The organism is Elizabethkingia argenteiflava, from assembly GCF_009904105.1.
GTDB lineage: Bacteria > Bacteroidota > Bacteroidia > Flavobacteriales > Weeksellaceae > Elizabethkingia > Elizabethkingia argenteiflava.
Map to the genome: position 1 here is coordinate 23005 of NZ_JAAABJ010000335.1, position 24001 is coordinate 47005.

Here is a 24001-nt window from a genome sequence, read left to right on the forward strand (position 1 = left end):
AAAGGCTGTCCCTAGGGACAGCCTTTTCTGTTTTAGGATAAAATATACATCGCTTTTATTGGATGCTATTTTTATTTCTTTATGTTATTCCTTCTATCGGCTAAAATGGGTATGGACATCAGCCCCATACACAACATGATAAACAATTGGAGAGTATGAGATAAAAAGGCGTAGCTTAATCCCACTTGGGCTCCTAATTCTGGATTTTCACCCCCGGCTAAAAAAAGCCCCATAATTCCCAACTTCAATGCTAAATGATAAGCTCCTATACCTCCTGAAGCGGGTACAAGCATACCTAGCGTACCTATGGTGATGAGAAATAAACCATCTACCATACCAAATGATGATGTTTCGGGTAAAGCAAAGCAAACCAAATAGGTGGCTAAATAATAACACAACCATATCGCCACAGAATATAAACAAAATTTTAATTTATTTTTTATGTTAATAATAGATTTAAAACCTTCTAGCAACCCGCACCAAAATTTTATAATTTTAGTATATAAACCAGAATTTTTAATTTTTTTTTGAAAGAGCAACAATCCCCCCATACCGATTATACCGAATAGGAATAGACAAAATAGCCAAGGAAATGATTGATCGTTGTGTGTATGATTTTTTTGGTGCAACACATAATCATAAAATGAGATGAGAGCAGCGTATTTAAAAAAAGCGGTTAATAGCAAAAATAACAACATAAAAAAAACATCCACCAGCCTTTCTAAAATAATCGTCCCAAATGCTTTCTCTACAGGAACTTTTTCTACCCCATATAGAGCGGTTGCTCGAGCAATCTCTCCGCTTCTGGGAATGGTAAGATTGATTAAATAGCCGAAAGATATGGCCCAAAAAGCGTTCGAAGAGGCTATACTATAACCTTGTGGTTCCAATAACATATTCCAACGTAAAGCACGGAATCCATACGCCATAATCCCAAATACAAAAGCCACAAAAACCCAACAATAATCGGCTCTAATAAATACTTTTTTTATGGTAGCAAAATCGAGCCCCCTTATCGCCAACCACATGAATAAGAACGCACACCCCAAGGATATTATGAGCGTGAGCAATGTCTTTAATATATACTTTTTTTTTACCTCTGCCATAATGGATTTATGTCAACAAATTCGTTGCTTCATTTGGAAAAACAATCTTAGGCCTAAAGGTCTGCGCTTCTTCAGGAGTCATCTGAGCATAAGCGATGATAATGATAACATCTCCTCTTTGCACTTTACGTGCTGCTGGACCGTTAAGGCAAATCTGCCCGGACTTTCTTTTTCCCTTGATTACATAGGTATCAAATCGTTCTCCATTATTGACATTTACGATGTAAACCCGCTCACCTACTATGAGACCTGCAGCATCGATAAGATCTTCGTCAATGGTAATACTTCCAATGTAGTTAAGATCAGATTCTGTAACTCTAACCCTATGAATTTTTGATTTAAAAACTTCTATTAACATGCTGCAAATTTACTGGTTTCCTATAAAAGCCAAAACACTTCCGCAAAGAAAGTATCATCTTAAAAAAAACACCTATTATGCCTAAGACTGATGCTCTATTTTAGACAAAATACTTTATATAAGATAGCTTAAATCAGGTTGATTTAACTTTACTTTTTTTGAAAAATAAAATATGCTCTAGTCGTTATAAGATTACATAGATAATTATAGCGTAAAAATACTTTTATTATGCCTCTTCAGATAAAAGTAGTCTTGATAAGACTATCCCCTGTAAGATTATCGCTTTTAGTAAAGAAAAAACTGACTCAACACTATAAGGAAGGCAGATCAAAATACTTAACATGGACCGCTTAGTCATCTATTTATTATTATCCTGAAATCTATTCCTAAATTCATTAACCCGAGTGTATAAAACTATAAACCACTGGTATATAAATTTTACCATCTTTTCATAGGAATTTTTCAACAAAACTTACAAAAATGAAAAAAAATTAAAATTTGATAATTCAAAATAATCTATAAAATATATAACAAAAACGCGGCTATATAGACTTTTAAAAGGCTTTTTGTGGGTGAAAAACCTACATTTTTGGTAAAAATAAGATTTATTAATTTTCAAAATATTAATATAAATAAATCTATTTTTATCGAAAAAAACACTAAAGATTTGCGTAAAACAAATTTTGTTTTATATTTGTTACCAGTTAAATTAAACTTTAAATATTTTCACTATGAACAAGTCTGAATTAATCGATGCAATTGCAAAGGATGCTGATATTACTAAAGTAGCAGCGAAAAAAGCATTAGAATCTTTTATCTCGCACGTATCTGCTACATTAAAGAAAAAAGATGGTAAAGTCTCTTTAGTAGGTTTCGGAACTTTTTCCGTAGCTGAGAGAGCTGCTAGACAAGGTATCAATCCATCTACTAAAAAACCAATTAAAATCGCTGCAAAAAAAGTTGCTAAGTTTAAAGCTGGTTCTGAGTTATCAGAAGCTGTAAATGGGAAAAAGAAATAATTTGTAGTTTTCTTAAAAATAAAAAGCTGCCTGAGGCAGCTTTCTTCTTTTTAGGGAGCCAAACGTTCTATTCTCCAATCCCCCTCTTCTGTTCTATAGTATACAAGGCGATCGTGTAGCCGATTAGGACGCCCTTGCCAAAATTCTATTTCATAAGGCTTTGCCATATATCCTCCCCAATATGGCGGCCTTTGTATTTTTTTATCTTCAAATTTTTTTTCTACTTCCTCCAATCTTTCTCTCAAAAAATCCCGACCAGGTATTACGCTGCTCTGAGGAGAAACAATAGCCCCCAACTGGCTACCTCTAGGTCGAGAATAAAAATACAAATCGGATTCTGCGGCTGAAGTCTTCTCTAACACGGCTTTAATGGTAATCTGACGCTCCTGAGAAGGCCAAAAGAAATGAAGACAAGCTTTGGGGTTAGAAGCTATTGATATCCCTTTTTTGCTATTGTAATTGGTATAAAAGACAAAACCTTCTTCAGAAAATTCTTTTAATAAAATAACACGGGTCCTAGGACAAGCATCTTCGTCTATCGTAGATACATTCATCGCCGTAAATTCTGCCACATCAGCATCATTTTTTGCGTCATCTAACCACAATTTAAACATTTCAAAAGGTGATTCTTTAACCTGGTCTTCGACCAACTCTGATTTTTGATAAACTTTTCTTATATTGTGTAGATTTTCCATTGAAAAAATATTATTTTTGAGTATGAATAACTCCTACAAAGGTAAGGTTTTAATCTCCACACCAGACGTTTCGGGAGATATATTTTCCCGCTCTGTAGTACTTATTATTGAACACGGAGAGGCTGGAGCTTTTGGTCTTATCCTCAATAAAAAAAACCATTTCTTAAGCGAACGTTTTAATAAAATTATACAAAGAAATATTGAGGTTTACGAAGGTGGACCAGTAGCTCAGGATAAATTCTTTTTCATTATTCGCGGGAAAAGCGCTCTTACCTTGGCTACCCCTATAAATGAGCATTATTTTCTTAGTGATAATATAGAGGAAATTATTGAGCTCATTGCTAATAGAGAACTCGCTCCTGAGGATTTCAAAATGTTTTGTGGTTACTCTGGCTGGTCATCTCAACAATTAGAAAATGAAATCCAAAATAAAATGTGGACGGTATTGGATATTATTAATCTGGATTATACAGAATCTAATGATCAGGACCTGTGGAAAAAAATAATGAAGGGACTTGGGGGTGAGTTCTTACTGTGGGCAAATGCCCCACTAGATATTTCTCTAAACTAGAGAAATAAGGGGTATCGTGTATAATACACGCTTCATTCAACAATGGAAAAAAATAGTCTCTATAATAAATGATATAACATTGTCACCGGAAATCTAAAATAAGAAGATTCTCTACTCAAAACTTTTTTGCCATGCTTCTAAAAAAGCCATCAGCTTGGTATCGGAAAATTCTTTATTTCTAATTTTTTTGACCACATGAATACCATGGCTTTCTGAGATCATGAGCACTTCTTCGGCCTTCTGAGTTTCAAAGGCTATAATTTCTGCTTCTTCAATAAAGCCAAGATTTTTTTTGGTCAGAAAGGTCGCAAATGATTCCAATAATGGAGAGATATAAGCGCCTTCAGTCTGCTTAGGGATACGAAAGGTATTCCCTATCAACAACAGAATATTTCCCTGGGAGGTTCTTGCAATTCTTTTATTGGGGTTCAGGAGTATTACATCATCCAGATCATTCTCACTGGCATAAATACCCGCGTATATATTTTCAGTAGAATGCACATGAATATTACTCAGCAGATTAGTATTAACATGTATCTCTTTAATAAGATCTAGTTTATAATCTTTACGTTTGGCTAAAACATCGCTCACTTCTTCTACCTCAAAATAATATTCTACAGCCTGACGCACTAAGTCCCCTTCTCTTCCCCCACGATAAGCAAAAAATTTAATGACCGCATTTTTAATTTCTTTCATTAACACCTCTGCCTGAAAAAGCTGTTTAAAAAAATCCAATGTATAGGATTGTGGAATATGCATTCTCAGTTTACGCATCGAGGCCATAAGATAGAAATAGCTCTCCTCGGCAAGTATCAATTGCCCTCTTCTCACGTAAAAAGAAATCCATACCCCATCACCGAACAAAAAAGCCCGGTTGGCCGGGTCTTTTTGTATATTTTGAAATTTATTAATCATGTGTTAAGCCGCTCCCAATTTGATCTGAAGATTTTCTATAAGATTATCCCAATACTGCTTTACATCCTCTTCATCTCCCTCATCTGCAAAATCTGTAATATTAAGAGATAAATCGTTTGTAATTTCATCAATGACTATCGTCATTTCAAAAAAATTCTTAGTTCCTTCATCTGCCTCCCATCTATAACGTACAAAACTCTCTGGCTTATAACGAATCATGGTAGCCCGTTCAGGCTCGCCTCCATTCCAACTGAAATAGAAATCATCTCCCTTTTCTACAACTTCATCTGCAAACCATTCCGCTAGTCCTTCAGCACTTGCTAAATACTCATACAAAATCTCTGATTGACAGTGCATTGGATACTCAAAATGTACTTTTAATTTCGCCATATATCACCAACTTTTGGTTGCGCAATATATAAATTAGTTTAAACTTTAACAACAGTAGGGGAAGAAAATATCAATTATTTTCCATTAAGTACATCTATTATTATTTTACAACCTTCTTCAATCTCGTTCTCCGAAATTGTTAGCGGAGGAGTGATTCGCATGAAATTATTCTTATACAATTGCCAAAATACGATAAGCCCTTTTTCCATACATCTTTTGGCCACTTGGAGACAATATTCTGGAGTCCCCAGATCTAGAGCCAACATCAGCCCCATACCGTTAATTTTTTTTATAGCAGGGTGCACAAGAAGATCTCTAAAACACTTTTCTTTAGCTTGAATGCTGCCCATAATACCCGATTCGAGTACTTCTAATAGAGTAGTGTAGGAAGCTGCTGCGATCAACGGATTTCCTCCGAATGTAGTAATGTGCCCTAATTTAGGGGAGTGAGACAGAGATTGCATCACTTCCCTACTCGCCATAAAAGCACCTACGGGCACTCCTCCTCCCATACCTTTCCCCATCACTAATATATCGGGTACAACGCCAAAATGTTCGAAAGCAAATAGTTTTCCTGTTCTCCCAAAACCAGGCTGAATTTCATCTAAAATAAGTAAGGCGCCGACATCTTCACATCTTCGCTTTAATTTGGTAAAAAAATCATTTTCAGGCATGATGAATCCCGCAGCTCCTTGAATCGTTTCCACAATTACACCGGCTGTTTTCTGGGTAATATGCTCAAGATCCTTTTCTTGATTAAATTCAATGAAATGAATCCCAGGTAATAAAGGTCGAAACGCTCTCTTATGAACTTCATTTCCAGATACACTCAGTGCCCCGTGTGTATTACCATGATAAGAATCTTTAAAAGAGATTATCTCTTCTCTTCCGGTATACCGCTTGGCTAGTTTAAGGGCTCCATCTATGGCTTCTGCTCCCGAATTTACTAAATAGGTAACTTCTAAAGGCTCTGGGGTGACTTTTGCCAAAAGTTCACACAATGCAACGGGTTTTTGCTGAGCATATTCGCCATACACCATTACGTGTAAATAGCGATCTGCCTGATCTTTTATCGCCTGCACAATTTTAGGGTGAGAATGACCTAAAGTGTTAGCGGAAACGCCGGCTACAAAATCTAAATAAGCTCTACTGTCTTTTCCGTAAATGTAACATCCTTCTGCCCGATCAACCTCAAATCCTGAGGCAAAAGGTGTTGTTTGGGCTTGGTATTTAAAAAAGTCGTTCTTCATATTAAAATAAGATACTATTCTTACTCTTTACGCCTCCGCTGAGGCTCTTTTTCCTGATTTTCATCTTTTTTCATTTTTTTTAAACTTTCGGCCACCTCATATAATGTATTGTCAGAAGTGTACTCTTTCTGAGGATAATTGGGCGTGTTTAAAAATATATCCTTCCATCGCTGAAGCCTGTCGGAGGTATTCCAATTAAAATCAGAGAAAAATCTTTTTTTCTGTGAAACTTGACTCATGGGATATAAATCGGTAAGAGCCCCTATGTTACAGCTGATGGTCTGGACTCTTTTCTGTTCAAAATCGGCAATAATCTCACCACAAGTAGAGTAAGCTATTCCAATTCTTTCGAGTTGCTTGGTTTTGTCATTTTCATTATCGGCATAGGTAATCGCCTGAGCATTGCCTTTAACTTTAGCCTGACTGATCTGCCCCTCTTTAAAATAAAGCATCATCAAATTTCCTTTTATCTGATTAAATTCATCCTTCATATTTAAAGAGTCCACTTTGCTAATCGCAAAAGCATTCCCAATGACATGAATAGAGTCTAAACGTTTCATCTCCGCATTTGAGTAAGCCTTGATGGTATCCCCGGTTACCTGACGCTCTCCTCCCCAGAAAATAGGCTTACCTACAAAGTTCATCACGCCATCAGTCTCGTTATAAGCCAGTGAATCGGAGCGTCCCTGCGCATTATTTTTAAACATTCGGGCCTGCTTAAAAGCTCTTAAAAAGCTTTTTTTACCTCCTGTAGTATCTAATTTTTGATAAGCTATAATTTTTTTTGCAGCAATATATATGGAATCGCTTTTCAATATTTTGATGGCATAGGGTTTATCCGTGATAACTGCCGAGTCTTTTTTTTCAAAAATTTCACCATATCCTCCATATATAAATCTATTTTCAGCAGGATCATTTAATTTCACATTCCCTTTAGCCTTCCCAAAACCTGTGAGTTGATTGTAATACATATCATCACCTGTCAATATTTTCCCTCTATAATGAATACGCGAGTTTTTATTTAAATATACTTCCTTTGCATTCATAAAGTACTTTCCACTCTCTGTATATACATAGTTGGAAGGGTTTTGCTTATTGGTAACCGTTGTGGCTCCATTAAATATGGCTATTCCCTCCCCCCGTAGGTAATTTACATTCTGACCTTCGGTGATATACTCCTCGTTGGCCATCTTATAATTGGAATCGAAAACGATACGTTGCTCTTTAATATAATACGTTCCAATTTTAGTCGTAATCACACTATTATCTTGATGTACATTAATAATTCCTCCATCGTTAAAATACGCCGTATTGGATTTTCTATCATAGTATAAGGTTTCGGTTTTAATACTCTGCTTAGGATCTGTTAAAACCACATTGCCTTTGGCGATTGCTTTTTGAGTATTGGCATCATACTCTGCCTCATCTGATGTAAGATGGGTACCATCAGGATTGGTTATATCAACATTTCCCTTACCCTTTATAAAGTTTTCCTTTTGATACAAAATTACTTCGTCAGCTTTAAGAATACTCCCTTGATGGTGTACTTCCACCTTCCCTTTTAAAAAAGGGTTCCCATTGTAAAGATCTGGTCTTGCACTAGTACTATCTGCATGGATAAGCTTAATCTTATCGGGTACATCTCCTGTTTTACCTTTAGAAACATTGCCCGTAGTAAAAAAAGCATCCTTTTTTAAAGGTTCATCAGTAACCTTTTGTGCGGCAACAGAAATGGAGATAAAAAGAAACAGAAAAAGGATTTTTTTCATGAATAGGGGAAACTCGATTAAACTCAAGAATTCAAGGAGAAGAAATCTCCTTAACTCCATTAATTATCTTTTTTTATAGCCGTAAAAATAAAGTGAATGACGATCTATATCTACATCAAAGGCATCTTCTATAGCATCTTTTATACCTTGGATCCGTGGGTCACAAAACTCAATAATTTCCTCAATTTCCTTATCTGAACCTGCTTTATAAATCACCAAGTGGTCGTGTTGCTTATCAAAATAGGATTTCTCATAGGACGAGGATGACAAAGTCTTTTCTCCAAATTGGTGCTTGCGTATCAATCCGGCATCCAAAAAAATTTCAATGGTATTGTAGATGGTCGCCTTTGAAACTTGATATTTTTTCTGAATCATTAGCAAATATAAATCGTCTACATTAAAATGATGCTCTAAATTATAAATCTCTTCAATAATAGCATATCTCTCGGGTGTATTGCGATAACCTTTCTCCTGCAGGTATTGCTTTAACACATTTTTTACCGTTTCTATATTTTTTTGCTTTTGCTCCATCATATTACAAATTTACAACTTAAAAATTAATCTTCACCAAAACGGTTAAAACCAACTTGTTTAATTTTATGCTCGCGTACCGGATTATAAAACAATGGTGCAGACTCTACCACCACATTATGAGAGGCTAATCCAAAAGCAGTAAAATCGTCACTCCCCATTTTTCTAACAAAATTGTAAACATTCATAATAATTTTCTCACGGATGGTCAACAGGTAATCATTAATATAAACATTATCTATAACGACATACTTCAGATCAGGGGGAATATTGTGAGCCCTGAGTGAAGGATGACTACTCCTATCGGAAATAATTCCCTCGTCGACCATATCGTTTAGTACCTGCTGGAAATAATCATTCATCAAACGATCTACCTTGAAACCTAATATAAAATATATTCTGTAAATGGTACCAGGGAGAATTTCGTCGATCTTATATTCATAAGTATAGGGATCTTCATGGTTAATAATATTGAGTATAAAATAATGATCCGCTCGTTTGGGCTGAGAACGAATGATAGAATAAATAATTTTAGATTCTACATCACGCGGCTTTTTAGCTCTACTAAAATAGGCTAAGTTGGTCGCATATTTAGGGATGGTCTCATCCAATTTCATATCCTGAATGGTAGATACATAATGCTCCAGTTTTACAAATTTTATAAACTTAGTTTTAATCATCCGCCCATTGTACCATGCATACATAAATACCCCTATCACTCCAGCTAAAAATACGGTAATCCAACCTCCGTCAAAAAACTTTATAACATTCGCACTAAAGAAACCTAGCTCTAAGGAGAGATAAACTAACGCAAATAATAAGATAAGACCTTTCTTTATACGCTTTTTAAATAAATAAAATATTAAGAGCAGAGTGGTCATTAACATGGTGACCGTAATGGACAATCCATAAGCCGCCTCCATCTTTCCTGATTCTCGGAAATACAATACCACAAAAAGGCACAATACCAACAATCCCCAATTCACTTTAGGAATATACATTTGCCCTTTGACACCAGAGGGGTAATCAATCTCTTGAAAAGGCCAAAAATTAATGGCCATTGCTTCTGAAAATATCGTAAATGAACCGGTGATCAATGCCTGACTGGCTATAATGGCAGCCGCAGCCGCTAAAATTACAGCGGGTAAAACAAACCATTCTGGCATCATCGCGAAAAAAGGATTCCCTCCCTCAAAAACTTGATGATAATTACCGACTAACCAAGCACCTTGTCCAAGATAGTTCAGGATCAGACATATTTTGACAAACAGCCAACTAACGCGAATATTTTTAACACCACAATGTCCCAGATCCGAATACAGAGCTTCCGCCCCAGTAGTACAAAGAAAAACCGCTCCTAAAATAACGATGATAGAAGGCGAAGTGATAATCAGGCGCACCGCATAATAGGGATTGAATGCTTTCAATATCTGAGGGTAGTCGGAAATATGAACAATCCCGAATACACCCAATATTAAAAACCACATTAACATGACTGGCCCAAAAAATTTACCTATAAAGCTGGTTCCAAACTGCTGAATAAAAAATATAGCGACCAAAAGTATGAGGGTAAACATAACAACAGGGGTATCGGGATTATAGATCTTTAGCCCCTCTATAGCAGACATCACAGTTAAGGATGGTGTAATAACACCATCTGCAATTAAGGCTGCGGCCCCTACAATAGCTACGATATACAGCCATTTTTTCTTTAGATTGCGCACCAATGAGAAGAGGGCTAAAATTCCTCCTTCTCCCTTATTATGAGCACGCAGAGAAATCAATACATATTTTACAGTCGTCTGTATGGTTAACGTCCAAATAATGCAAGACAGTGCTCCTTCTAAGAAAATAGGGTCTAATGTTCCCGACTCTTTTCTTGCATTCACAATAGCTTTCATCACATAAAGTGGAGAGGTTCCTATATCCCCAAAAACAATTCCTAAGGAGACTAAAACCCCTAAAAATGTTAATTTATTGGTATCGATATGTCCATTCAGTCGTAACATATTTTAAGATGTAAAATTAGGATAATAAATTTATAAGAAATACTCTATAGAGTGATTTTTCAATCTAGAAAATTAAAAACCTTCCTTTATTTAGGGAAGGTTTTAGATATCTTTTCAACAGTATATTATTGTCTAACATACATTGCATTTTTAATTTCTGCTTTTACTTTTTCCAGCTTAGGAAACCATTCTGCAAATAATGCAGCAGAATATGGAGCTGGTGCATCTGGAGTTGTAATCCTCTTAATCGGTGCATCTAAATAGTCGAAAGCTTTTTGCTGTACCATATAAGCAATTTCAGAGGCTACAGAAGCAAATGGCCAAGCTTCTTCTAAAACTACCAAGCGATTTGTTTTTTGCACGGATTTCAAAATACACGCGTAATCTAGTGGGCGCACGGTTCTAAGATCAATTACCTCAACGGAGATCCCCTCTTTTTCTAACTCTTCAGCGGCCTGGATAGCAAGTTTCATGATTTTCCCAAAAGAAACCAGAGTGACATCAGATCCTTCTTTCTTAATATCAGCTTTTCCTAATGGAATATAGTATTCTTCTTCAGGAACCTCCATTTTATCACTGTACATTTGCTCTGATTCCATAAATATAACAGGATCATTATCTTGAATCGCTGTCTTTAATAGTCCTTTTGCATCGTAAGGATTGGAGGGCACCACTACTTTAAGCCCCGGACAGTTCGCAAACCAATTTTCTAAGGCCTGAGAGTGGGTAGCGCCTAATTGACCTGCAGACGCCGTAGGGCCCCTAAAAACAATAGGGCAGTTCCATTGTCCACCACTCATTTGATAAATCTTTGCTGCATTGTTGATGATCTGATCGATCCCGACTAGTGAAAAATTGAAAGTCATAAACTCTACAATAGGGCGACATCCATTCATTGCTGCTCCTACAGATATACCCGTAAAACCAAGCTCAGCAATGGGGGTATCAATAATCCTATCCGGACCAAATTCTGCTAACATACCTTTGGAGGCTTTATAAGCTCCATTGTATTCAGCAACCTCCTCTCCCATTAAATATATTGATTGATCCTTGCGCATTTCTTCGCTCATTGCCTGTGCAATCACCTCACGAAAAGTATATTCTGCCATAATTTAATTAATTTGAAGACACAAAAATAACCATTTTCATTTTATTACGCATATTTTATTCTATTTTGGTTGCTTCTTTAATGTCAGCAGGGTTTATGAAAGGCCTATATACAATTAAGAGAATAGTCTATACCTCTCTTCTTTAAAAGTATACATCATATAGAGTTAGTAGGTTATCAGCAAACAAACCTCCGCTAGAGACAACAAAAAAGTGGCCTTACTAAAGATTTCTGAACAACAACTAAACTACGCGAATACAATAGAACACATTCAGTCTATAATTTTTTGAACCTCTTTGTATGAATATATACCCTAATAGATCCTAGTAAAATAAAGAACCGAGCTTAATAGGATGTCTCGACAATCAAAAGATTAATGTGCTTTATACCAGGTCTGTGTTCTGCCGAGCATAGAAAAGCCCACATAACCTCTTACTTTAAGCTTATCTTCTCCATCCTTTGTAATCGTACATTTATAGGTTTTACCATTTTTAGGATCTGTAATATTTCCCTTGGTAAACTCATCTCCTTCTTTGGAAAGACCTCGGATGACTTCCATACCTAAAATAGGCTTATTTTTACGATCATCTTTACATTCGACACAGTTGGCGTTTTCGGGCTTTATTAAAAGTTGAACCACTTTTCCATAATATTTCCCATCCGGTTTTTTGAAAATTTCAACAATGGATTTGGGCTTTCCCGTTTCATCATCTATGGTCTTCCATCTGCCCTCAATTTGAGCATAGGAAAGCAAACTAAAGAGTACTGTAACAAAACTAAAAATTATTTTTTTCATGCCTTTATAATTTCTATTAAAGTTAGTTATTTATCTTATTCAGACAACCCCTATACTTAATTTTATGTATTTTTATCTTTTTAAGATTAAATATCCATCTTCTCTGTCTTTTATAAAATAATAGACTGCTTTTATCAAAATCCACTTTTCTTTGCTATTTTTGCCCTATGAATTTTGTGCAGAACAATCTTGCCAATGTGTTAACACTTGGAAATCTTTTTTTAGGCTGCGTGGGCTCAATACAGCTTATTCTAGGAGATTATCGAACCACAGCATTATGTCTTATCGGCTCTCTGGTATTGGATTTTTTAGACGGTTTTGTTGCCCGTGCCTTAAAAGCCAACTCTAATCTGGGCGTACAGCTAGACTCTCTTGCAGACATGGTGAGTTTCGGTTTTTTACCCGGCTTAACTTTATATAAAGCCTTAGAGGACTCGGGAAACATACAACTGCCTTTAGCACTTACGTTTGATCTTAAATATATAGGCCTACTGGTGTGCCTTTTTTCTGGTATACGCCTAGCTATTTTCAATCTTGATGAAGAGCAGAAATATTATTTTAAAGGCTTGAATACCCCCAGTACTACCCTATTTATTTTTGGGCTATATTACGCCTTTAAAGAAGAAAATGCCTTTGCCTATATCTTTGAAAATAAAGTTTGGCTCACCGTCTTATCATTAATTTGTTCGTGGCTGTTGGTGAGTCCCATTAAAATGATTGCCTTCAAATTTAAATCCAGGAAGCTTCAGGACAATTACCCTAAAATAGTATTGCTATTAGGATGTGCGCTTTTGCTTTTTTCACTTGGAATTACGGGCATCCCCCTGTGTATTCTCTATTATGTACTGATCTCTTTATTATTTCAAAAAAGTTTAACCTAGTCTATGAATTTAAAACTACACAAGCCCTTATGTATTTTCGACCTTGAAACTACAGGCATCAATATATCCAAAGATCGCATCGTTGAAATCTGCATTTTAAAAGTTTTCCCTGATGCTTCACGAGAGTCCAAAACCTGGTTGATTAATCCGGAAATGCCTATACCTAAAGAATCTAGCGATATACATGGCATTACAGATGAAATGGTAGCGGACAAACCCCGCCTAAAGGATATCGCTCCCAAAATAATTGATATGATTAAAGATTCAGATCTGGCAGGATTTAACTCGAATAGATTTGATATTCCGCTATTAGCCGAGGAACTCCTTCGGGCAGGATTTGATTTTGATTTATCCAAACACCGACCGATCGACGTGCAAACGATTTTCCATAAAATGGAACCTCGCAATCTCTCTGCAGCCTATCAGTTTTACTGTGGGAAATCTTTAGAGCATGCCCATTCAGCCGAAGCGGATACTTTAGCTACCTTTGAGGTTTTAGATGCACAAGTGGGTAAGTATGAAAGCTTGGGAAATCATACACAAGCTTTAAGCGATTTTTCTTTTCATAAAAAAAATGCAGACTTGGCAGGCTTTATTACTTATAATGAGAATGAAGAGAAAATTTTTTCTTTCGGAAAATATAAAGGAAAAAAAGTACTGGAAGTTTTCAGTAAAGATCCTGGTTATTTCGGCTGGATACAAAATGCTGATTTTCCGCTCTATACAAAAAAGATATTAACCGCTATCAAACTAAAAAGTAAATTTTAAATTTTACAGCTTTATATCTTTAAGCATCATCAGAACTGATCATTGAATCGTTAATCTTATAAAATAAAAGAGGTGAAAATTATTTGTGTCGGCAGAAATTATCGGAATCATATACAGGAACTTAAGCATGAAACACCGACAGAACCTGTATTGTTTATTAAGCCGGATACTGCGGTTTTAAAAGGGTCTGATTTTTATATTCCTGAATTTTCAAATAATATACATTATGAACTAGAATTGGTGATTAGAATTTCCAAAGGCGGAAAATATATCCAGGCAGAAAATGCCAAAAAACATTACGAACAAATGGGACTGGGTATAGATTTCACCGCACGAGATCTGCAGGAAACACTAAAAGAAAAAGGTTTACCTTGGGAAAAAGCTAAGGGTTTTGATGGTTCAGCGGTAGTAAGTGATTTTATACCCACTGAAAGCTTTAATATGGACGAGATTCATTTTGAACTGATAAAGAACCAGAAGAGTGTGCAAAAAGGAAATTCAAAGGATATGCTTTTTAGCATTGATCAACTCATCTCCTATATCTCAAGATATTTTACCCTTAGAGTAGGCGACTTAATTTTTACAGGTACTCCAGCCGGAGTAGGCCAGGTTAAAGAAAACGATTTTTTAGAAGCATATATGGAAAATAAAAAACTATTTAGTCTTAAAATCCATTAAATTTATTATCTTAGTAACAAAGTAAGCTTATGAAAACAATTGTCCTTCCCATAGATTTTTCTGAAAAATCTGAATATCTGATTGATGAAGCGATAAAGTTTGCTCAAGAGGTTAAGGCCAGATTAAGTCTGATTCACGTCACTCCCCTAGACATAGGTTTTGCAATTGGGGACATGGGATTTCAGTATTTCCCAGAGGTAGAAAAATCGGAAATTAAAGAGGAACTTTTACAGCTTAACCATTTAGAGCAACGCGTTCGGGATCGAGGAATAGAGTGCGATCATATTTTAAAACAAGGCGAAGCTGCGTCCATTATTCTAGATCATGCAGAAGAAAAAAAAGCAGATTATATCGTCATAGGCTCTCACGGCAGAAGTGGAATGTACGATGTGTTTATCGGCAGTCTCACCAAATCTATTACCAAAAACTCTCCTATACCAGTACTGGTAATCCCAGTTCATAAGTAAAATAAAAAAAACACCAACTGATGGGTTGGCATTTTTTATTTTTATATAGGAAATTATTTATCCTTGTTTATATAAATCTTCTCTATAGTATGGATTATTGTCCTCTGTATCCGAATGGTAATGTTTATCCTTATTATTTCCAAGCGGCCCCACCAATATCCAGCACCAATATACAAAATATGCACATGCCACTAAAAATAGAATCCAGTTAAGAACATTGCCAAAGACTTCGTAAAACCCGAATGACCATTTGAAAACTTTGCTCAAGAATAACCAAAAAGACGTCATTTTTTTTCTATTTTAATATTAACTTTGCCGCAAATTTAATAAAAATGTTCCGATTACTTTCTAAACAAACCAACATTTTTTCTATCCCTATTTATTTAGGCATTCTTTTGGGGTTTGTTTCCCTGTTTAATGTACTGACTTTAAGCGCATTGAATATCATATCAAGTATAATCGCTTTTTTAGGCATTGCTCTCGGCTATATTCTCTTCAACCATATAGGACTTAACCGCCATACGCATTTACCTTTTTTTATTTACAGCCTGCTAATTTTTACTTTTTATTTCGGGCAACTTAGTGTATCGTTAGCTTTCTGTATTTTGATTGCTAATCTTTGTATTTTGATACTCACCCATAATCATGATAGCTCGTATTTACTACTAGGATGTCTCACGGGCCTTTCTTTTGTGATAATGCCCTCTTCATGGCCGCTTGTGGTATTTGTTTTAATCTATATTTTTGCGACTTCCAACAATATTGCAGCTAACATCTTAAGGCTATTTTTTGGAATTATACTACTCCTGATCAATTATATATGCTTTTTCTATATCTTGAACATCCCCAATTGTTTTATAAGACTTATACCCTATATATCCGATCAGTTAATCTCGCGTATAGACCCGCTTATATTTTTTTTACCTACAGCTTTTTTTACGGTTTATAGCATCTGTATTTACTTTTTTTCAAAAAGCACTTCCAGTAATTTCAACTATATCATGTTGGTAGTTTATTCCGTAAGCATATTGCTGACACTTGTATTTTATATGGATACCCAATATGAATTTCTTTTACTGCTAGCCCTTCCAGTGAGTGTTATTGCTAGTAGAGGAATACACTTTACCCCTAACGATCAAACGAAAGAGTTTATATTATGGTTAATCATCATATCCTCTATTCTCTTTAAGTTAGGTTACTATTTTTAAAAATTAGATTATGATTCAAATTGACGATAAAATTATTTCAGAAGATGTGTTTGCCGAAAATTTTGTTTGCAACCTGACTAAATGTAAAGGTATATGCTGTGTAGAAGGCGATGCCGGAGCCCCCCTAGAAGAGGCAGAAATTAATATTTTAGCAGAAATTTATCCAAAAATTAAAAGTTATCTGCGAAGCGAAGGTGTAGAAGCTATTGAAGAACAAGGCACTCATGTGATAGATATAGACGGTGACTTAGTGACCCCTTTGGTCGAAAATAAAGAGTGTGCATACGTCATATTCGACGAAAAAGGCTATACCAAATGTGGTATTGAAAAAGCTTATGAGGAAGGTGTTATAGATTATCAGAAACCTATTTCATGTCATTTATATCCGATCAGAATTACCTCCTATTCTACATTTGATGCACTAAATTACGATGTTTGGAAAATATGTAGCGACGCTTGCAGCTTAGGAGATGAATTAAAAGTGAGCGTTTACCAGTTCCTGAAGAAACCTTTGATCCGCAAATATGGAGAAGCCTTCTACAATACTCTTACGGAAGCAGCCATAGCCTGGAAACAAGAATTAAAAGACTAATAGACGCTCTGACTCTTTAGAGAGATAGCAAGATCTTGATTCTTAATCTTAATAAAAAAACTCCACCTGAAGGTGGAGTTTTTATAAATAGAAAAATGATATCAATTATTTTTTCAATTCTTCCATAAATTGATCATGAGAAATCACCTCCTCTTTCTTAGTACCTTTTTCAAGGATAACATCTTTGAGCTTAGTCATTGCCACTTCTGAAGAAATCTGTTTCACTTGTTCTTGATCCTTTAACATTTCTACCGCATATTTCTGAACTTCTTCATCGGAGAGATGATGAATACCATACATGGCCAATTGATTTCTTACCAACTGCTCAGCCTGCCCCAATATATCTGAATAATCGATTTTAATGTCATGATCGTTCATCAATTTACCTTCAATAATTTGATATTTCAATTGAGGCTTTTCATTCTCTAGAATTTCTTTGGCTTGCTCTTCAGTCTGAATATCTTTATTATTGAACATCAACCACTTGATCAAGAAAGTCTCAGGTAAAAGAACATCTTCTTTCTCTACAATTTGCTCTAACATTTTATTTACATAATGCACATCAGCATTTTGTTGGAAGTACTCATCTAATTCTTCTTTCACTTTATTTTTAAGTTCCTCCTCAGACTTAATCTTAGATTCCCCATAGACTTTATCAAAAAGATCACGGTTAAGTTCGGCTAAATCCAAAGTATAGATCTCCGTAATGCTCACTTTAACCTCATCATGGTGAAGATGCTCCACCTCTTCTTGCGAAAATCCTAATTCTTTGGCCAGAGCTTCATCTTTTTGAAGATCTTCTTTGGTTAAGCTAATACTCTCATCCGCTTTTTTACCTTTTACGACAGCATAGGCCTCCTTATTATCCTTGTTAATCGTAACATTTTTAGGCGCATGATGATGTTCTCCCTCTGCTCCTTCCTCCACAACCTGTTCAATCTTTAAGGCTATATAAGAATCCTCGCTTATCTTATCCTGAGGTATACGCTCTGAAAATCTTTTCTGCATGTTTTCAATGCTCCTCCCTATTTCTTTATCCGAAGCTTCTACTTTATAGTAAGGAGCTTCATATTTTGCTAAATCAATAGTAATATTAGGCTCATAGCCTACTTCAAATGCAACACTTACTTCTTCTTTATGATAATCTAACTCTTCTACTGGCTGCGGTACGGGCTGGCCTACCAACCTTAGATTCTTTTCATTAATATAATTATTTAAAGCTTCGGAAACCTGCTTATTGATCTCTTCATAAGCAACTCCGGCCTCATATTGTCTACGAATAAGGCTTAAAGGCGCCTTACCTTTTCTAAAGCCTGGAATATTTGCAGTTTTCGCATAGTTTAGCAAAGTCTTTTCCACCTTTTCTTTATAATCAGACTTATCTAGTGTCACTGTAAGTAATGCACTTACTTCATCGTGATTTTTATTCGTAATCTTCATTAATTGAAATTTTTAGATGGCAAAAATAAGAAATATTTACTGTATAAAAATACTTTTATTACAATTCTTTCTGTATTTAAACCTGTAAATTTTATTCAAATTTCAAGTTTAATCAGTCTATAATTGAGCTCTATTAAACTGTAAAACAGGATAAATTTTATATAACATAACCTGTTGTGCATTTAGGAATTAAAAAAGAAAAAAAGATTGTTCATCCGATTAAAAAATCGTATATTTAATTGATTACCATTATATTAAATATATGAACAATCTTATTCAAGACTACAAAATTATCTTAAAAGAATTAACCAATATCTGTACAGATATTGATTCCTCTAGGCAAATTAGGATTCCCAAATGGTCTGATCTGGAGCTTGTAGCTCTTAATACTACTGCGGAATATAGGTCTATTAACTGTGAATTACAACTATTTAGGTGTATTTCAGGAACAGATTTGGAAGATAAAATAGAAAGAAGTGTATACAATAATAGAAGAAAAAGAAAACTTTTCTGGTACATAGAGAAAATAAGAGAGACCCTAAGTTCTAAATTTTCAGGGTTCACAGCTATTTTTGTAGTGGATTCCACCCCCTTTTGCAATTTGTAAAATGAGTCGGGCAAAACCTTCATCAAGTTGTTACACCGAGCCAATAAAGCCCGAATTTGGATATTGTGTGGCATAGAAAATAGGTTACTTTAGCTTTAAACTTCATGCAGTTTGTGATAAAAATGGCATCTTGCATTCGTTTGATTTTTCACCAGCAAACGTTCATGATGTAAATGACCTGCACGATATAAAGGAAACTTTCCAAAACTACCTGTTAATAGGAAACAGGGCTTAATAAGCAAAACTCTTCAGGTTGATTTATTCCATCATTCCAACATCAGTCTTTCAGTGCCTTGGCGTAAAACCAACAGCATTTTGCCCGGTTTTCAACCACAAAAGCAAAAATTCGAAAATGAATTGAAACCAATATTTCTCAACTCTGTGGACAATTTTCCATTCATATCCATTTTGCAAAAACATTTCAAGGTTTAGCCTCCAGAATAGCTTCAAAAATAACTGCTTTTACCAGAATTCAATACCTCCATTTTTTTGTCTTTAACAGAAGTTTAAACAGCTTAAAAGTGAATCTGTTCTAAATGCACAACAGGTATAACATATTATTGATTACCTTATCAATATCACTTTAAATAATAATATATTTGAAAAAAAATAACAGAGATGCAATTGATAAAAACAGGACTTTGCGCTTTTGGAATGAGTGGACGAGTATTTCATGCTCCCTTTCTGAATGAACATCCAGGATTTCATATGAGTGCTATCGTGGAAAGAACCAAACACGCGTCCCAAGAAAAATATCCATATTCTACTATCTACCGCTCAGTAGAACAAATGTTAGAACATGCAGATATAGATTTAGTGGTGGTAAATACTCCTGTACAAACTCATTTTGATTACACCTTAAAAGCCCTGGAAGCTGGAAAACATGTGATTGTTGAAAAGCCCTTTACTGTAAACGCATATGAAGCGCGCAAACTAGTGTGTATAGCTCAAGATAAGGGGTTGTTTTTAAGCGTTTATCAAAATCGCAGATTCGACAGGGATTTCCTCCAAGTAAAAAAAATTTTATCTGAAAAAAAACTCGGAAATATAAAAGAAGTAGAAATTCGTTTTGACAGATTTAGAACAGAAAGTAAAGGAAAAGAACATAAAGAAAACCCACATATACCGGCTGCGGGAGCCTTACACGATCTAGGAGCTCACCTTGTAGACCAGGCTATTCAACTTTTTGGATTTCCGGAGAAGTTATTTGCCGACATATTTTCTATGAAAGGTCCTTCTTCTGCAAATGACTACTTTGAAATTATTTTATATTATGCACGGAATTTAAGAGTTCGCCTAAAATCCTCGGTATTTGTAAAGGAAGACACTTTCGCCTACAAACTTCACGGTGATAGGGGGAGTTTACTACAACAAAGGAGTGATCATCAAGAAGCCGAATTATTAGCCGGAACATTACCTAAGTTTCAACAGCACTGGCAAAAACCTCTTTCGAATGAGGATGGTATTATTCACTATCTGGATGATCACAATACCGATCAACGCCTCTTATTAAAAAGTCATGCAGGAGACTATATGGTATACTATCAAAAGATTTATGAACACATTCTCTTAGGGCAGCCACTGCCCTCACCCGGAGAAGAGATTATTTTTAATATGAAATTAATCGATCAGGCACTGGAAAGTGCGAAACGGGGCACTATAGTTTCTGTATAACAGTTTATTTGTCCGATATATATTAATACAACAGAAAAGCAGAAGATATCTTCTGCTTTTCTGTTGTATTTTAGGTCAGCTTAAATTACAATCGAATACCAGCCTCCAATGCTAGTTGAATCATTGGTTTTAAAGCTTTTTCTCTTTCGTCAGCAGAAATTTCCTCTTTTGTAGGAATGATATCTGAAACCGTAAGTATAGTCGCTGCATTTTTACCAAGGTACTGAGCATTGGCAAACAAAGCAAAAGCCTCCATTTCTACTGCTGTACATTTATATTTTAGCGCTATATCAGGCACTCCCGGATCCTTACGATAAAAGATATCACTGGTGTGAACATTGGTAGTTTTAGCCTCTACACCTTGGTCTAGAGCTACTTGATTGATCATATTGAAAGCGTTTCCCTGATGGATCAACACTTCATCTTCTATCTCCCACGCAAATTTAGCATAGGTACTTTCACTGGCTGTACTTTCTACATTCAGAAGATCAAAAAGCTTGAGATCCGTAGTGTAAGCCCCACATGTTCCGATCCGAATAATGGTATCCACCTCATATTCCGTAAATAATTCATAGGAGTAAATTCCTATACTCGGAGCTCCCATTCCACTGGCCCCCACCGATATAGTTTTCCCCTTATATTCTCCAGTAAAGTAAAAAATATTTCTAGTTTTACTCACCAATTTTACATTTTCTAAAAAATTATCTGCAATATATTGCGCACGCAATGGATCTCCGGGTTGTAGTACTACTTTTGCTATCTCTCCTTTCTTAGCGTTGATATGAACACTCATAATAGATTTTTTAATGCAAATATAAAGACTTTGTATTTATTGACTGGTCTTGAATTAATTTTCTCTATTTTCCTGCAACTCCAGCCATCTCATTTCATGATCTTCTAAAGTTTTAGATAACACTTCTAATTCTAATGAAAGCTTGGATATATACTCATAACGGGTTTCATTATTCAATTCTAAAAGTAAGTTCTCTTTTTGCTTCTCTAACTCGGGAAGGGCTTTTTCTATTATTTCCAACTCGCGCTGCTCTTTAAAAGAGAGCTTTTTCCGAGGAGTATTCTTTTTAGGAGGTAATTCGTTCTCAAGCTTGACCCCCTCTTTCTCTTCTTGATTTTTAAGCTTTACCGATAAACTTTTTTTTCGCTCTCTGTATTCGGAGAAATTTCCGATAAAATCTTTCACTTTTCCCTCTCCCTCGAATGTCAATATATGATCTACAATTCTGTCCATAAAATAGCGATCGTGAGAGACTATAATAAGACTTCCTTGGAAATTCAATAAAAAATTCTCTAGAACACTAAGCGTAGGGAGGTCCAAATCATTGGTAGGTTCATCAAAAATTAAAAAATTTGGATTTTGATAAAGCACATACATCAAATGCAACCTTCTTTTTTCACCTCCCGACAATTTTGAAATGGGTGAATGCTGGGTCTGATCATCAAATAAAAACAGTCGTAAAAACTGAGCTGCAGATAAGGTACGTCCATTGCCCAAAGGGAAGTTTTCAGAAATGTTTTTAATAAAATCAATCACACGTTCGTCTTCCTTAAACTCTAAACCTTTCTGAGAAAAATAACCAAACCTTATGGTTTCTCCAGTTTCTATCTCACCCGCATCTTTAAATTCTAACCCCTGAATAATATTCAGTAAGGTGGATTTTCCAGTACCATTATCTCCCACAATACCAACTTTTTCAGCGCGCTGAAATTGATAGCTAAAATCTTTAAGCACTACTTTTTCTCCAAAACTCTTGCTAATGTTTTTCAATTCAAGAATTTTATTTCCAAGGCGCTTCATTTCAAAATTCAGTTCCAAAGATTGCTTTCGGGTATCGGTTTTGGCTATTTTTTCTGTTTCGTAAAAAGACTCTATCCTGCTCTTGGATTTAGTCGTTCGCGCTTTAGGCTGGCGTCTCATCCATTCCAGCTCTTTTCTATATAGATTATTGGCTTTATCGATATTTGCATTCAGATTATCTTCTCTTAAGATTTTATTCTCCAGATAGGTCGCATATGCTCCTTGATGGAGATATAAAGTTTGATCTTCTATTTCCCAAATCATATCACATACACTATCGAGAAAATACCTATCGTGGGTTACTAAAAGAAGTGTAAGTTTCGCTTTACTGAGGTAGTTTTCCAACCACTCTACCATCCCCACATCAAGATGATTGGTTGGCTCATCCATAATAAGAAGTGTATGGCGATGTTCTGCCCTGGTTTCTGTTAATAACTTGGCCAATGCTACTCTCTTTACCTGCCCTCCTGATAAAGTTCCCATTTTAGCACTTAAATCTGTAATTTTAAGCTGAGAAAGAATTTGCTTCATTTCATTTTCTAAATCCCAAGCTTTATGAACTTCCATTTCTGCCAGCGCTTCTTCTATAAAATGAGTATCGGTAGAATGGAGAGAAGCCCTGTATTTTTTTAAGGCTAAAATCGGAGGAGATTCTAAGCTCATCATAAATTCTTCAATACTGACATAAGGATCAAAAGTGATTTCCTGATCGAAAAAAACTACCTGAATATTTTTATTGATCACGATGTTACCGCTATCCGGGATTTCGCCCCCCATTAATATTTTTAAAAGGGTAGATTTACCGCTCCCATTTTTAGCCACAATAGCAATTTTATCCCCCTCATTAATATTAAATCCTATATTTTGAAATAGAATTTTAGCGCCATAAGATTTGGTGAGATTTTCTGCAGTAACGTAATTCATCGCTGATTGTAAATTTAAAACGCGAAAATACAAAAACTTAATAGGATTTTAGATTTCAGCATACTCTTAATTTAGTGCTTAGAGTAATGGCTTCATGTAAATGTGTAAAAAGAAACTAGATTTATTTTATCACCTATCGTATTGAGCTTTGTTTTTGTTATTAAAGATTTGTATTTTTAATTACTCTTATCCTAACCGACCCTGAAAAACCATTTTTATCATTATATCCCTTTTAATAGGGAATTAAAATTTCGGTATTGCTAAATTAGGGTAGTTTTTTTTATCTTTACTAAAAAAACCTATGAATTGTCCAAAATGTCATGAGTCTGAAAAAATAAAAAACGGTATCGTCAGGAATCTTCAAAGATACAAATGTAAAAATTGTGGATTTAATTTTACGGTATATAAAAGAGGGGGTGAATATTCAAAAAC

Annotated in this window: 25 protein-coding genes and 1 pseudogene; 11 read left to right on the forward strand and 15 right to left on the reverse strand. The window is 35.3% G+C overall.

From position 1 onward, the window contains the following. Nucleotides 1-71: 71 nt before the first annotated feature. Both GNY06_RS03715 and panD read right to left on the reverse strand, forming a co-directional pair. Nucleotides 72-1106: a lysylphosphatidylglycerol synthase transmembrane domain-containing protein gene (locus GNY06_RS03715; RefSeq protein WP_166518857.1), complete on the reverse strand. Its 1035-nt coding sequence runs from the start codon at nucleotides 1104-1106 to the stop codon at nucleotides 72-74. 7 nt (nucleotides 1107-1113) lie between these two features. Beyond that, nucleotides 1114-1464: an aspartate 1-decarboxylase gene (panD, locus tag GNY06_RS03720; protein ID WP_166518858.1), complete on the reverse strand. Its 351-nt coding sequence runs from the start codon at nucleotides 1462-1464 to the stop codon at nucleotides 1114-1116. A 731-nt stretch (nucleotides 1465-2195) separates the two neighbouring features. Between panD and GNY06_RS03725 the strand changes: the two genes are divergently transcribed. Then, a complete protein-coding gene (locus tag GNY06_RS03725) occupies nucleotides 2196-2483 on the forward strand; it encodes an HU family DNA-binding protein (RefSeq protein WP_166518859.1) in 288 nt (95 codons plus the stop codon). Between the two features lie 50 nt (nucleotides 2484-2533). Here GNY06_RS03725 and pdxH read toward each other — a convergent pair whose 3' ends face one another. Continuing rightward, nucleotides 2534-3178: a pyridoxamine 5'-phosphate oxidase gene (gene pdxH / locus GNY06_RS03730; RefSeq protein ID WP_166518860.1), complete on the reverse strand. Its 645-nt coding sequence runs from the start codon at nucleotides 3176-3178 to the stop codon at nucleotides 2534-2536. 22 nt (nucleotides 3179-3200) lie between these two features. Between pdxH and GNY06_RS03735 the strand changes: the two genes are divergently transcribed. Then, on the forward strand, nucleotides 3201-3749 hold the full coding sequence (locus GNY06_RS03735; RefSeq protein WP_166518861.1) for a YqgE/AlgH family protein: 549 nt from the start codon (nucleotides 3201-3203) through the stop codon (nucleotides 3747-3749). Between the two features lie 111 nt (nucleotides 3750-3860). On the opposite strand, the gene GNY06_RS03740 is transcribed toward GNY06_RS03735, so the two are convergent. The 8 genes from GNY06_RS03740 to GNY06_RS03775 form a co-directional block, all read right to left on the reverse strand. Then, nucleotides 3861-4664 (reverse strand): aminotransferase class IV, encoded by an 804-nt coding sequence (locus GNY06_RS03740; RefSeq protein WP_166518862.1) that lies wholly within the window; start codon nucleotides 4662-4664, stop codon nucleotides 3861-3863. Between the two features lie 3 nt (nucleotides 4665-4667). Beyond that, nucleotides 4668-5054, reverse strand: a complete 387-nt coding sequence (locus tag GNY06_RS03745) for an START-like domain-containing protein (RefSeq protein WP_166518863.1) — start codon at nucleotides 5052-5054, stop codon at nucleotides 4668-4670. Between the two features lie 74 nt (nucleotides 5055-5128). Continuing rightward, the gene (locus GNY06_RS03750) at nucleotides 5129-6304 is read right to left on the reverse strand and encodes an aspartate aminotransferase family protein (RefSeq protein WP_166518864.1); all 1176 of its coding nucleotides are present in this window, start codon (nucleotides 6302-6304) and stop codon (nucleotides 5129-5131) included. Nucleotides 6305-6324: 20 nt separating this feature from the next. After that, on the reverse strand, nucleotides 6325-8073 hold the full coding sequence (locus tag GNY06_RS03755; RefSeq protein ID WP_166518865.1) for an OstA-like protein: 1749 nt from the start codon (nucleotides 8071-8073) through the stop codon (nucleotides 6325-6327). Between the two features lie 63 nt (nucleotides 8074-8136). Continuing rightward, a complete protein-coding gene (locus GNY06_RS03760) occupies nucleotides 8137-8604 on the reverse strand; it encodes a Fur family transcriptional regulator (protein WP_166518883.1) in 468 nt (155 codons plus the stop codon). A 26-nt stretch (nucleotides 8605-8630) separates the two neighbouring features. Continuing rightward, nucleotides 8631-10613, reverse strand: a complete 1983-nt coding sequence (locus tag GNY06_RS03765; RefSeq protein ID WP_166518866.1) for a KUP/HAK/KT family potassium transporter — start codon at nucleotides 10611-10613, stop codon at nucleotides 8631-8633. A 125-nt stretch (nucleotides 10614-10738) separates the two neighbouring features. Next, nucleotides 10739-11722, reverse strand: a complete 984-nt coding sequence (locus GNY06_RS03770; protein WP_166518867.1) for a pyruvate dehydrogenase complex E1 component subunit beta — start codon at nucleotides 11720-11722, stop codon at nucleotides 10739-10741. A gap of 372 nt (nucleotides 11723-12094) precedes the next feature. Next, nucleotides 12095-12517 (reverse strand): DUF2147 domain-containing protein, encoded by a 423-nt coding sequence (locus GNY06_RS03775; protein WP_166518868.1) that lies wholly within the window; start codon nucleotides 12515-12517, stop codon nucleotides 12095-12097. Nucleotides 12518-12684: 167 nt separating this feature from the next. Between GNY06_RS03775 and GNY06_RS03780 the strand changes: the two genes are divergently transcribed. From GNY06_RS03780 to GNY06_RS03795, 4 genes are all read left to right on the forward strand, one after another. Further along, nucleotides 12685-13398, forward strand: a complete 714-nt coding sequence (locus tag GNY06_RS03780; RefSeq protein ID WP_166518869.1) for a CDP-alcohol phosphatidyltransferase family protein — start codon at nucleotides 12685-12687, stop codon at nucleotides 13396-13398. Nucleotides 13399-13401: 3 nt separating this feature from the next. Continuing rightward, entirely contained in the window at nucleotides 13402-14166 is a 765-nt protein-coding gene (locus GNY06_RS03785) for a 3'-5' exonuclease (protein ID WP_166518870.1), read from the forward strand. A gap of 72 nt (nucleotides 14167-14238) precedes the next feature. Then, nucleotides 14239-14844, forward strand: a complete 606-nt coding sequence (locus GNY06_RS03790; protein ID WP_166518871.1) for a fumarylacetoacetate hydrolase family protein — start codon at nucleotides 14239-14241, stop codon at nucleotides 14842-14844. A 29-nt stretch (nucleotides 14845-14873) separates the two neighbouring features. After that, nucleotides 14874-15311 (forward strand): universal stress protein, encoded by a 438-nt coding sequence (locus tag GNY06_RS03795; protein ID WP_166518872.1) that lies wholly within the window; start codon nucleotides 14874-14876, stop codon nucleotides 15309-15311. A 57-nt stretch (nucleotides 15312-15368) separates the two neighbouring features. On the opposite strand, the gene GNY06_RS14785 is transcribed toward GNY06_RS03795, so the two are convergent. Further along, complete coding sequence (locus GNY06_RS14785) at nucleotides 15369-15599, reverse strand: hypothetical protein (protein WP_166518873.1); 231 nt, start codon at nucleotides 15597-15599, stop codon at nucleotides 15369-15371. Nucleotides 15600-15643: 44 nt separating this feature from the next. On the opposite strand from GNY06_RS14785, the gene GNY06_RS03805 reads away from it, so the two are divergent. Both GNY06_RS03805 and GNY06_RS03810 read left to right on the forward strand, forming a co-directional pair. Continuing rightward, nucleotides 15644-16519 (forward strand): DUF6427 family protein, encoded by an 876-nt coding sequence (locus GNY06_RS03805; protein ID WP_166518874.1) that lies wholly within the window; start codon nucleotides 15644-15646, stop codon nucleotides 16517-16519. Nucleotides 16520-16529: 10 nt separating this feature from the next. Further along, complete coding sequence (locus tag GNY06_RS03810; protein ID WP_166518875.1) at nucleotides 16530-17111, forward strand: DUF3109 family protein; 582 nt, start codon at nucleotides 16530-16532, stop codon at nucleotides 17109-17111. 105 nt (nucleotides 17112-17216) lie between these two features. Here the strand turns inward: GNY06_RS03810 and GNY06_RS03815 are convergent, their stop codons facing one another. After that, a complete protein-coding gene (locus tag GNY06_RS03815; RefSeq protein ID WP_166518876.1) occupies nucleotides 17217-18551 on the reverse strand; it encodes a trigger factor in 1335 nt (444 codons plus the stop codon). A gap of 262 nt (nucleotides 18552-18813) precedes the next feature. On the opposite strand from GNY06_RS03815, the pseudogene GNY06_RS15530 reads away from it, so the two are divergent. Then, nucleotides 18814-19694 (forward strand): annotated as a pseudogene (locus GNY06_RS15530) (IS982 family transposase). Between the two features lie 82 nt (nucleotides 19695-19776). After that, complete coding sequence (locus GNY06_RS03830; protein WP_166518878.1) at nucleotides 19777-20832, forward strand: Gfo/Idh/MocA family oxidoreductase; 1056 nt, start codon at nucleotides 19777-19779, stop codon at nucleotides 20830-20832. Between the two features lie 85 nt (nucleotides 20833-20917). Here GNY06_RS03830 and deoD read toward each other — a convergent pair whose 3' ends face one another. Together deoD and GNY06_RS03840 are read right to left on the reverse strand one after the other, a co-directional pair. Then, nucleotides 20918-21625 (reverse strand): purine-nucleoside phosphorylase, encoded by a 708-nt coding sequence (gene deoD, locus GNY06_RS03835; protein WP_166518879.1) that lies wholly within the window; start codon nucleotides 21623-21625, stop codon nucleotides 20918-20920. Between the two features lie 54 nt (nucleotides 21626-21679). Beyond that, nucleotides 21680-23569: an ABC-F family ATP-binding cassette domain-containing protein gene (locus GNY06_RS03840; protein ID WP_166518880.1), complete on the reverse strand. Its 1890-nt coding sequence runs from the start codon at nucleotides 23567-23569 to the stop codon at nucleotides 21680-21682. A gap of 301 nt (nucleotides 23570-23870) precedes the next feature. Between GNY06_RS03840 and GNY06_RS15535 the strand changes: the two genes are divergently transcribed. Further along, the coding region (locus tag GNY06_RS15535; protein ID WP_449390391.1) for an IS1/IS1595 family N-terminal zinc-binding domain-containing protein at nucleotides 23871-24001 on the forward strand (131 nt) is incomplete at its 3' end.

Coding starts and splice junctions, on each gene's coding strand:
- pdxH (WP_166518860.1), bottom strand. CDS start 3,178: ATGGAAAATCTACACAATATAAGAAAAGTTTATCAAAAATCAGAGTTG.
- GNY06_RS03745 (WP_166518863.1), bottom strand. CDS start 5,054: ATGGCGAAATTAAAAGTACATTTTGAGTATCCAATGCACTGTCAATCA.
- GNY06_RS03785 (WP_166518870.1), top strand. CDS start 13,402: ATGAATTTAAAACTACACAAGCCCTTATGTATTTTCGACCTTGAAACT.
- GNY06_RS03725 (WP_166518859.1), top strand. CDS start 2,196: ATGAACAAGTCTGAATTAATCGATGCAATTGCAAAGGATGCTGATATT.
- GNY06_RS03810 (WP_166518875.1), top strand. CDS start 16,530: ATGATTCAAATTGACGATAAAATTATTTCAGAAGATGTGTTTGCCGAA.
- GNY06_RS03750 (WP_166518864.1), bottom strand. CDS start 6,304: ATGAAGAACGACTTTTTTAAATACCAAGCCCAAACAACACCTTTTGCC.
- panD (WP_166518858.1), bottom strand. CDS start 1,464: ATGTTAATAGAAGTTTTTAAATCAAAAATTCATAGGGTTAGAGTTACA.
- GNY06_RS03755 (WP_166518865.1), bottom strand. CDS start 8,073: ATGAAAAAAATCCTTTTTCTGTTTCTTTTTATCTCCATTTCTGTTGCC.
- GNY06_RS03770 (WP_166518867.1), bottom strand. CDS start 11,722: ATGGCAGAATATACTTTTCGTGAGGTGATTGCACAGGCAATGAGCGAA.
- deoD (WP_166518879.1), bottom strand. CDS start 21,625: ATGAGTGTTCATATCAACGCTAAGAAAGGAGAGATAGCAAAAGTAGTA.
- GNY06_RS03735 (WP_166518861.1), top strand. CDS start 3,201: ATGAATAACTCCTACAAAGGTAAGGTTTTAATCTCCACACCAGACGTT.
- GNY06_RS03775 (WP_166518868.1), bottom strand. CDS start 12,517: ATGAAAAAAATAATTTTTAGTTTTGTTACAGTACTCTTTAGTTTGCTT.
- GNY06_RS03815 (WP_166518876.1), bottom strand. CDS start 18,551: ATGAAGATTACGAATAAAAATCACGATGAAGTAAGTGCATTACTTACA.
- GNY06_RS03740 (WP_166518862.1), bottom strand. CDS start 4,664: ATGATTAATAAATTTCAAAATATACAAAAAGACCCGGCCAACCGGGCT.
- GNY06_RS03765 (WP_166518866.1), bottom strand. CDS start 10,613: ATGTTACGACTGAATGGACATATCGATACCAATAAATTAACATTTTTA.
- GNY06_RS03830 (WP_166518878.1), top strand. CDS start 19,777: ATGCAATTGATAAAAACAGGACTTTGCGCTTTTGGAATGAGTGGACGA.
- GNY06_RS03715 (WP_166518857.1), bottom strand. CDS start 1,106: ATGGCAGAGGTAAAAAAAAAGTATATATTAAAGACATTGCTCACGCTC.
- GNY06_RS03795 (WP_166518872.1), top strand. CDS start 14,874: ATGAAAACAATTGTCCTTCCCATAGATTTTTCTGAAAAATCTGAATAT.
- GNY06_RS14785 (WP_166518873.1), bottom strand. CDS start 15,599: ATGACGTCTTTTTGGTTATTCTTGAGCAAAGTTTTCAAATGGTCATTC.
- GNY06_RS03805 (WP_166518874.1), top strand. CDS start 15,644: ATGTTCCGATTACTTTCTAAACAAACCAACATTTTTTCTATCCCTATT.
- GNY06_RS03840 (WP_166518880.1), bottom strand. CDS start 23,569: ATGAATTACGTTACTGCAGAAAATCTCACCAAATCTTATGGCGCTAAA.
- GNY06_RS03780 (WP_166518869.1), top strand. CDS start 12,685: ATGAATTTTGTGCAGAACAATCTTGCCAATGTGTTAACACTTGGAAAT.
- GNY06_RS03760 (WP_166518883.1), bottom strand. CDS start 8,604: ATGGAGCAAAAGCAAAAAAATATAGAAACGGTAAAAAATGTGTTAAAG.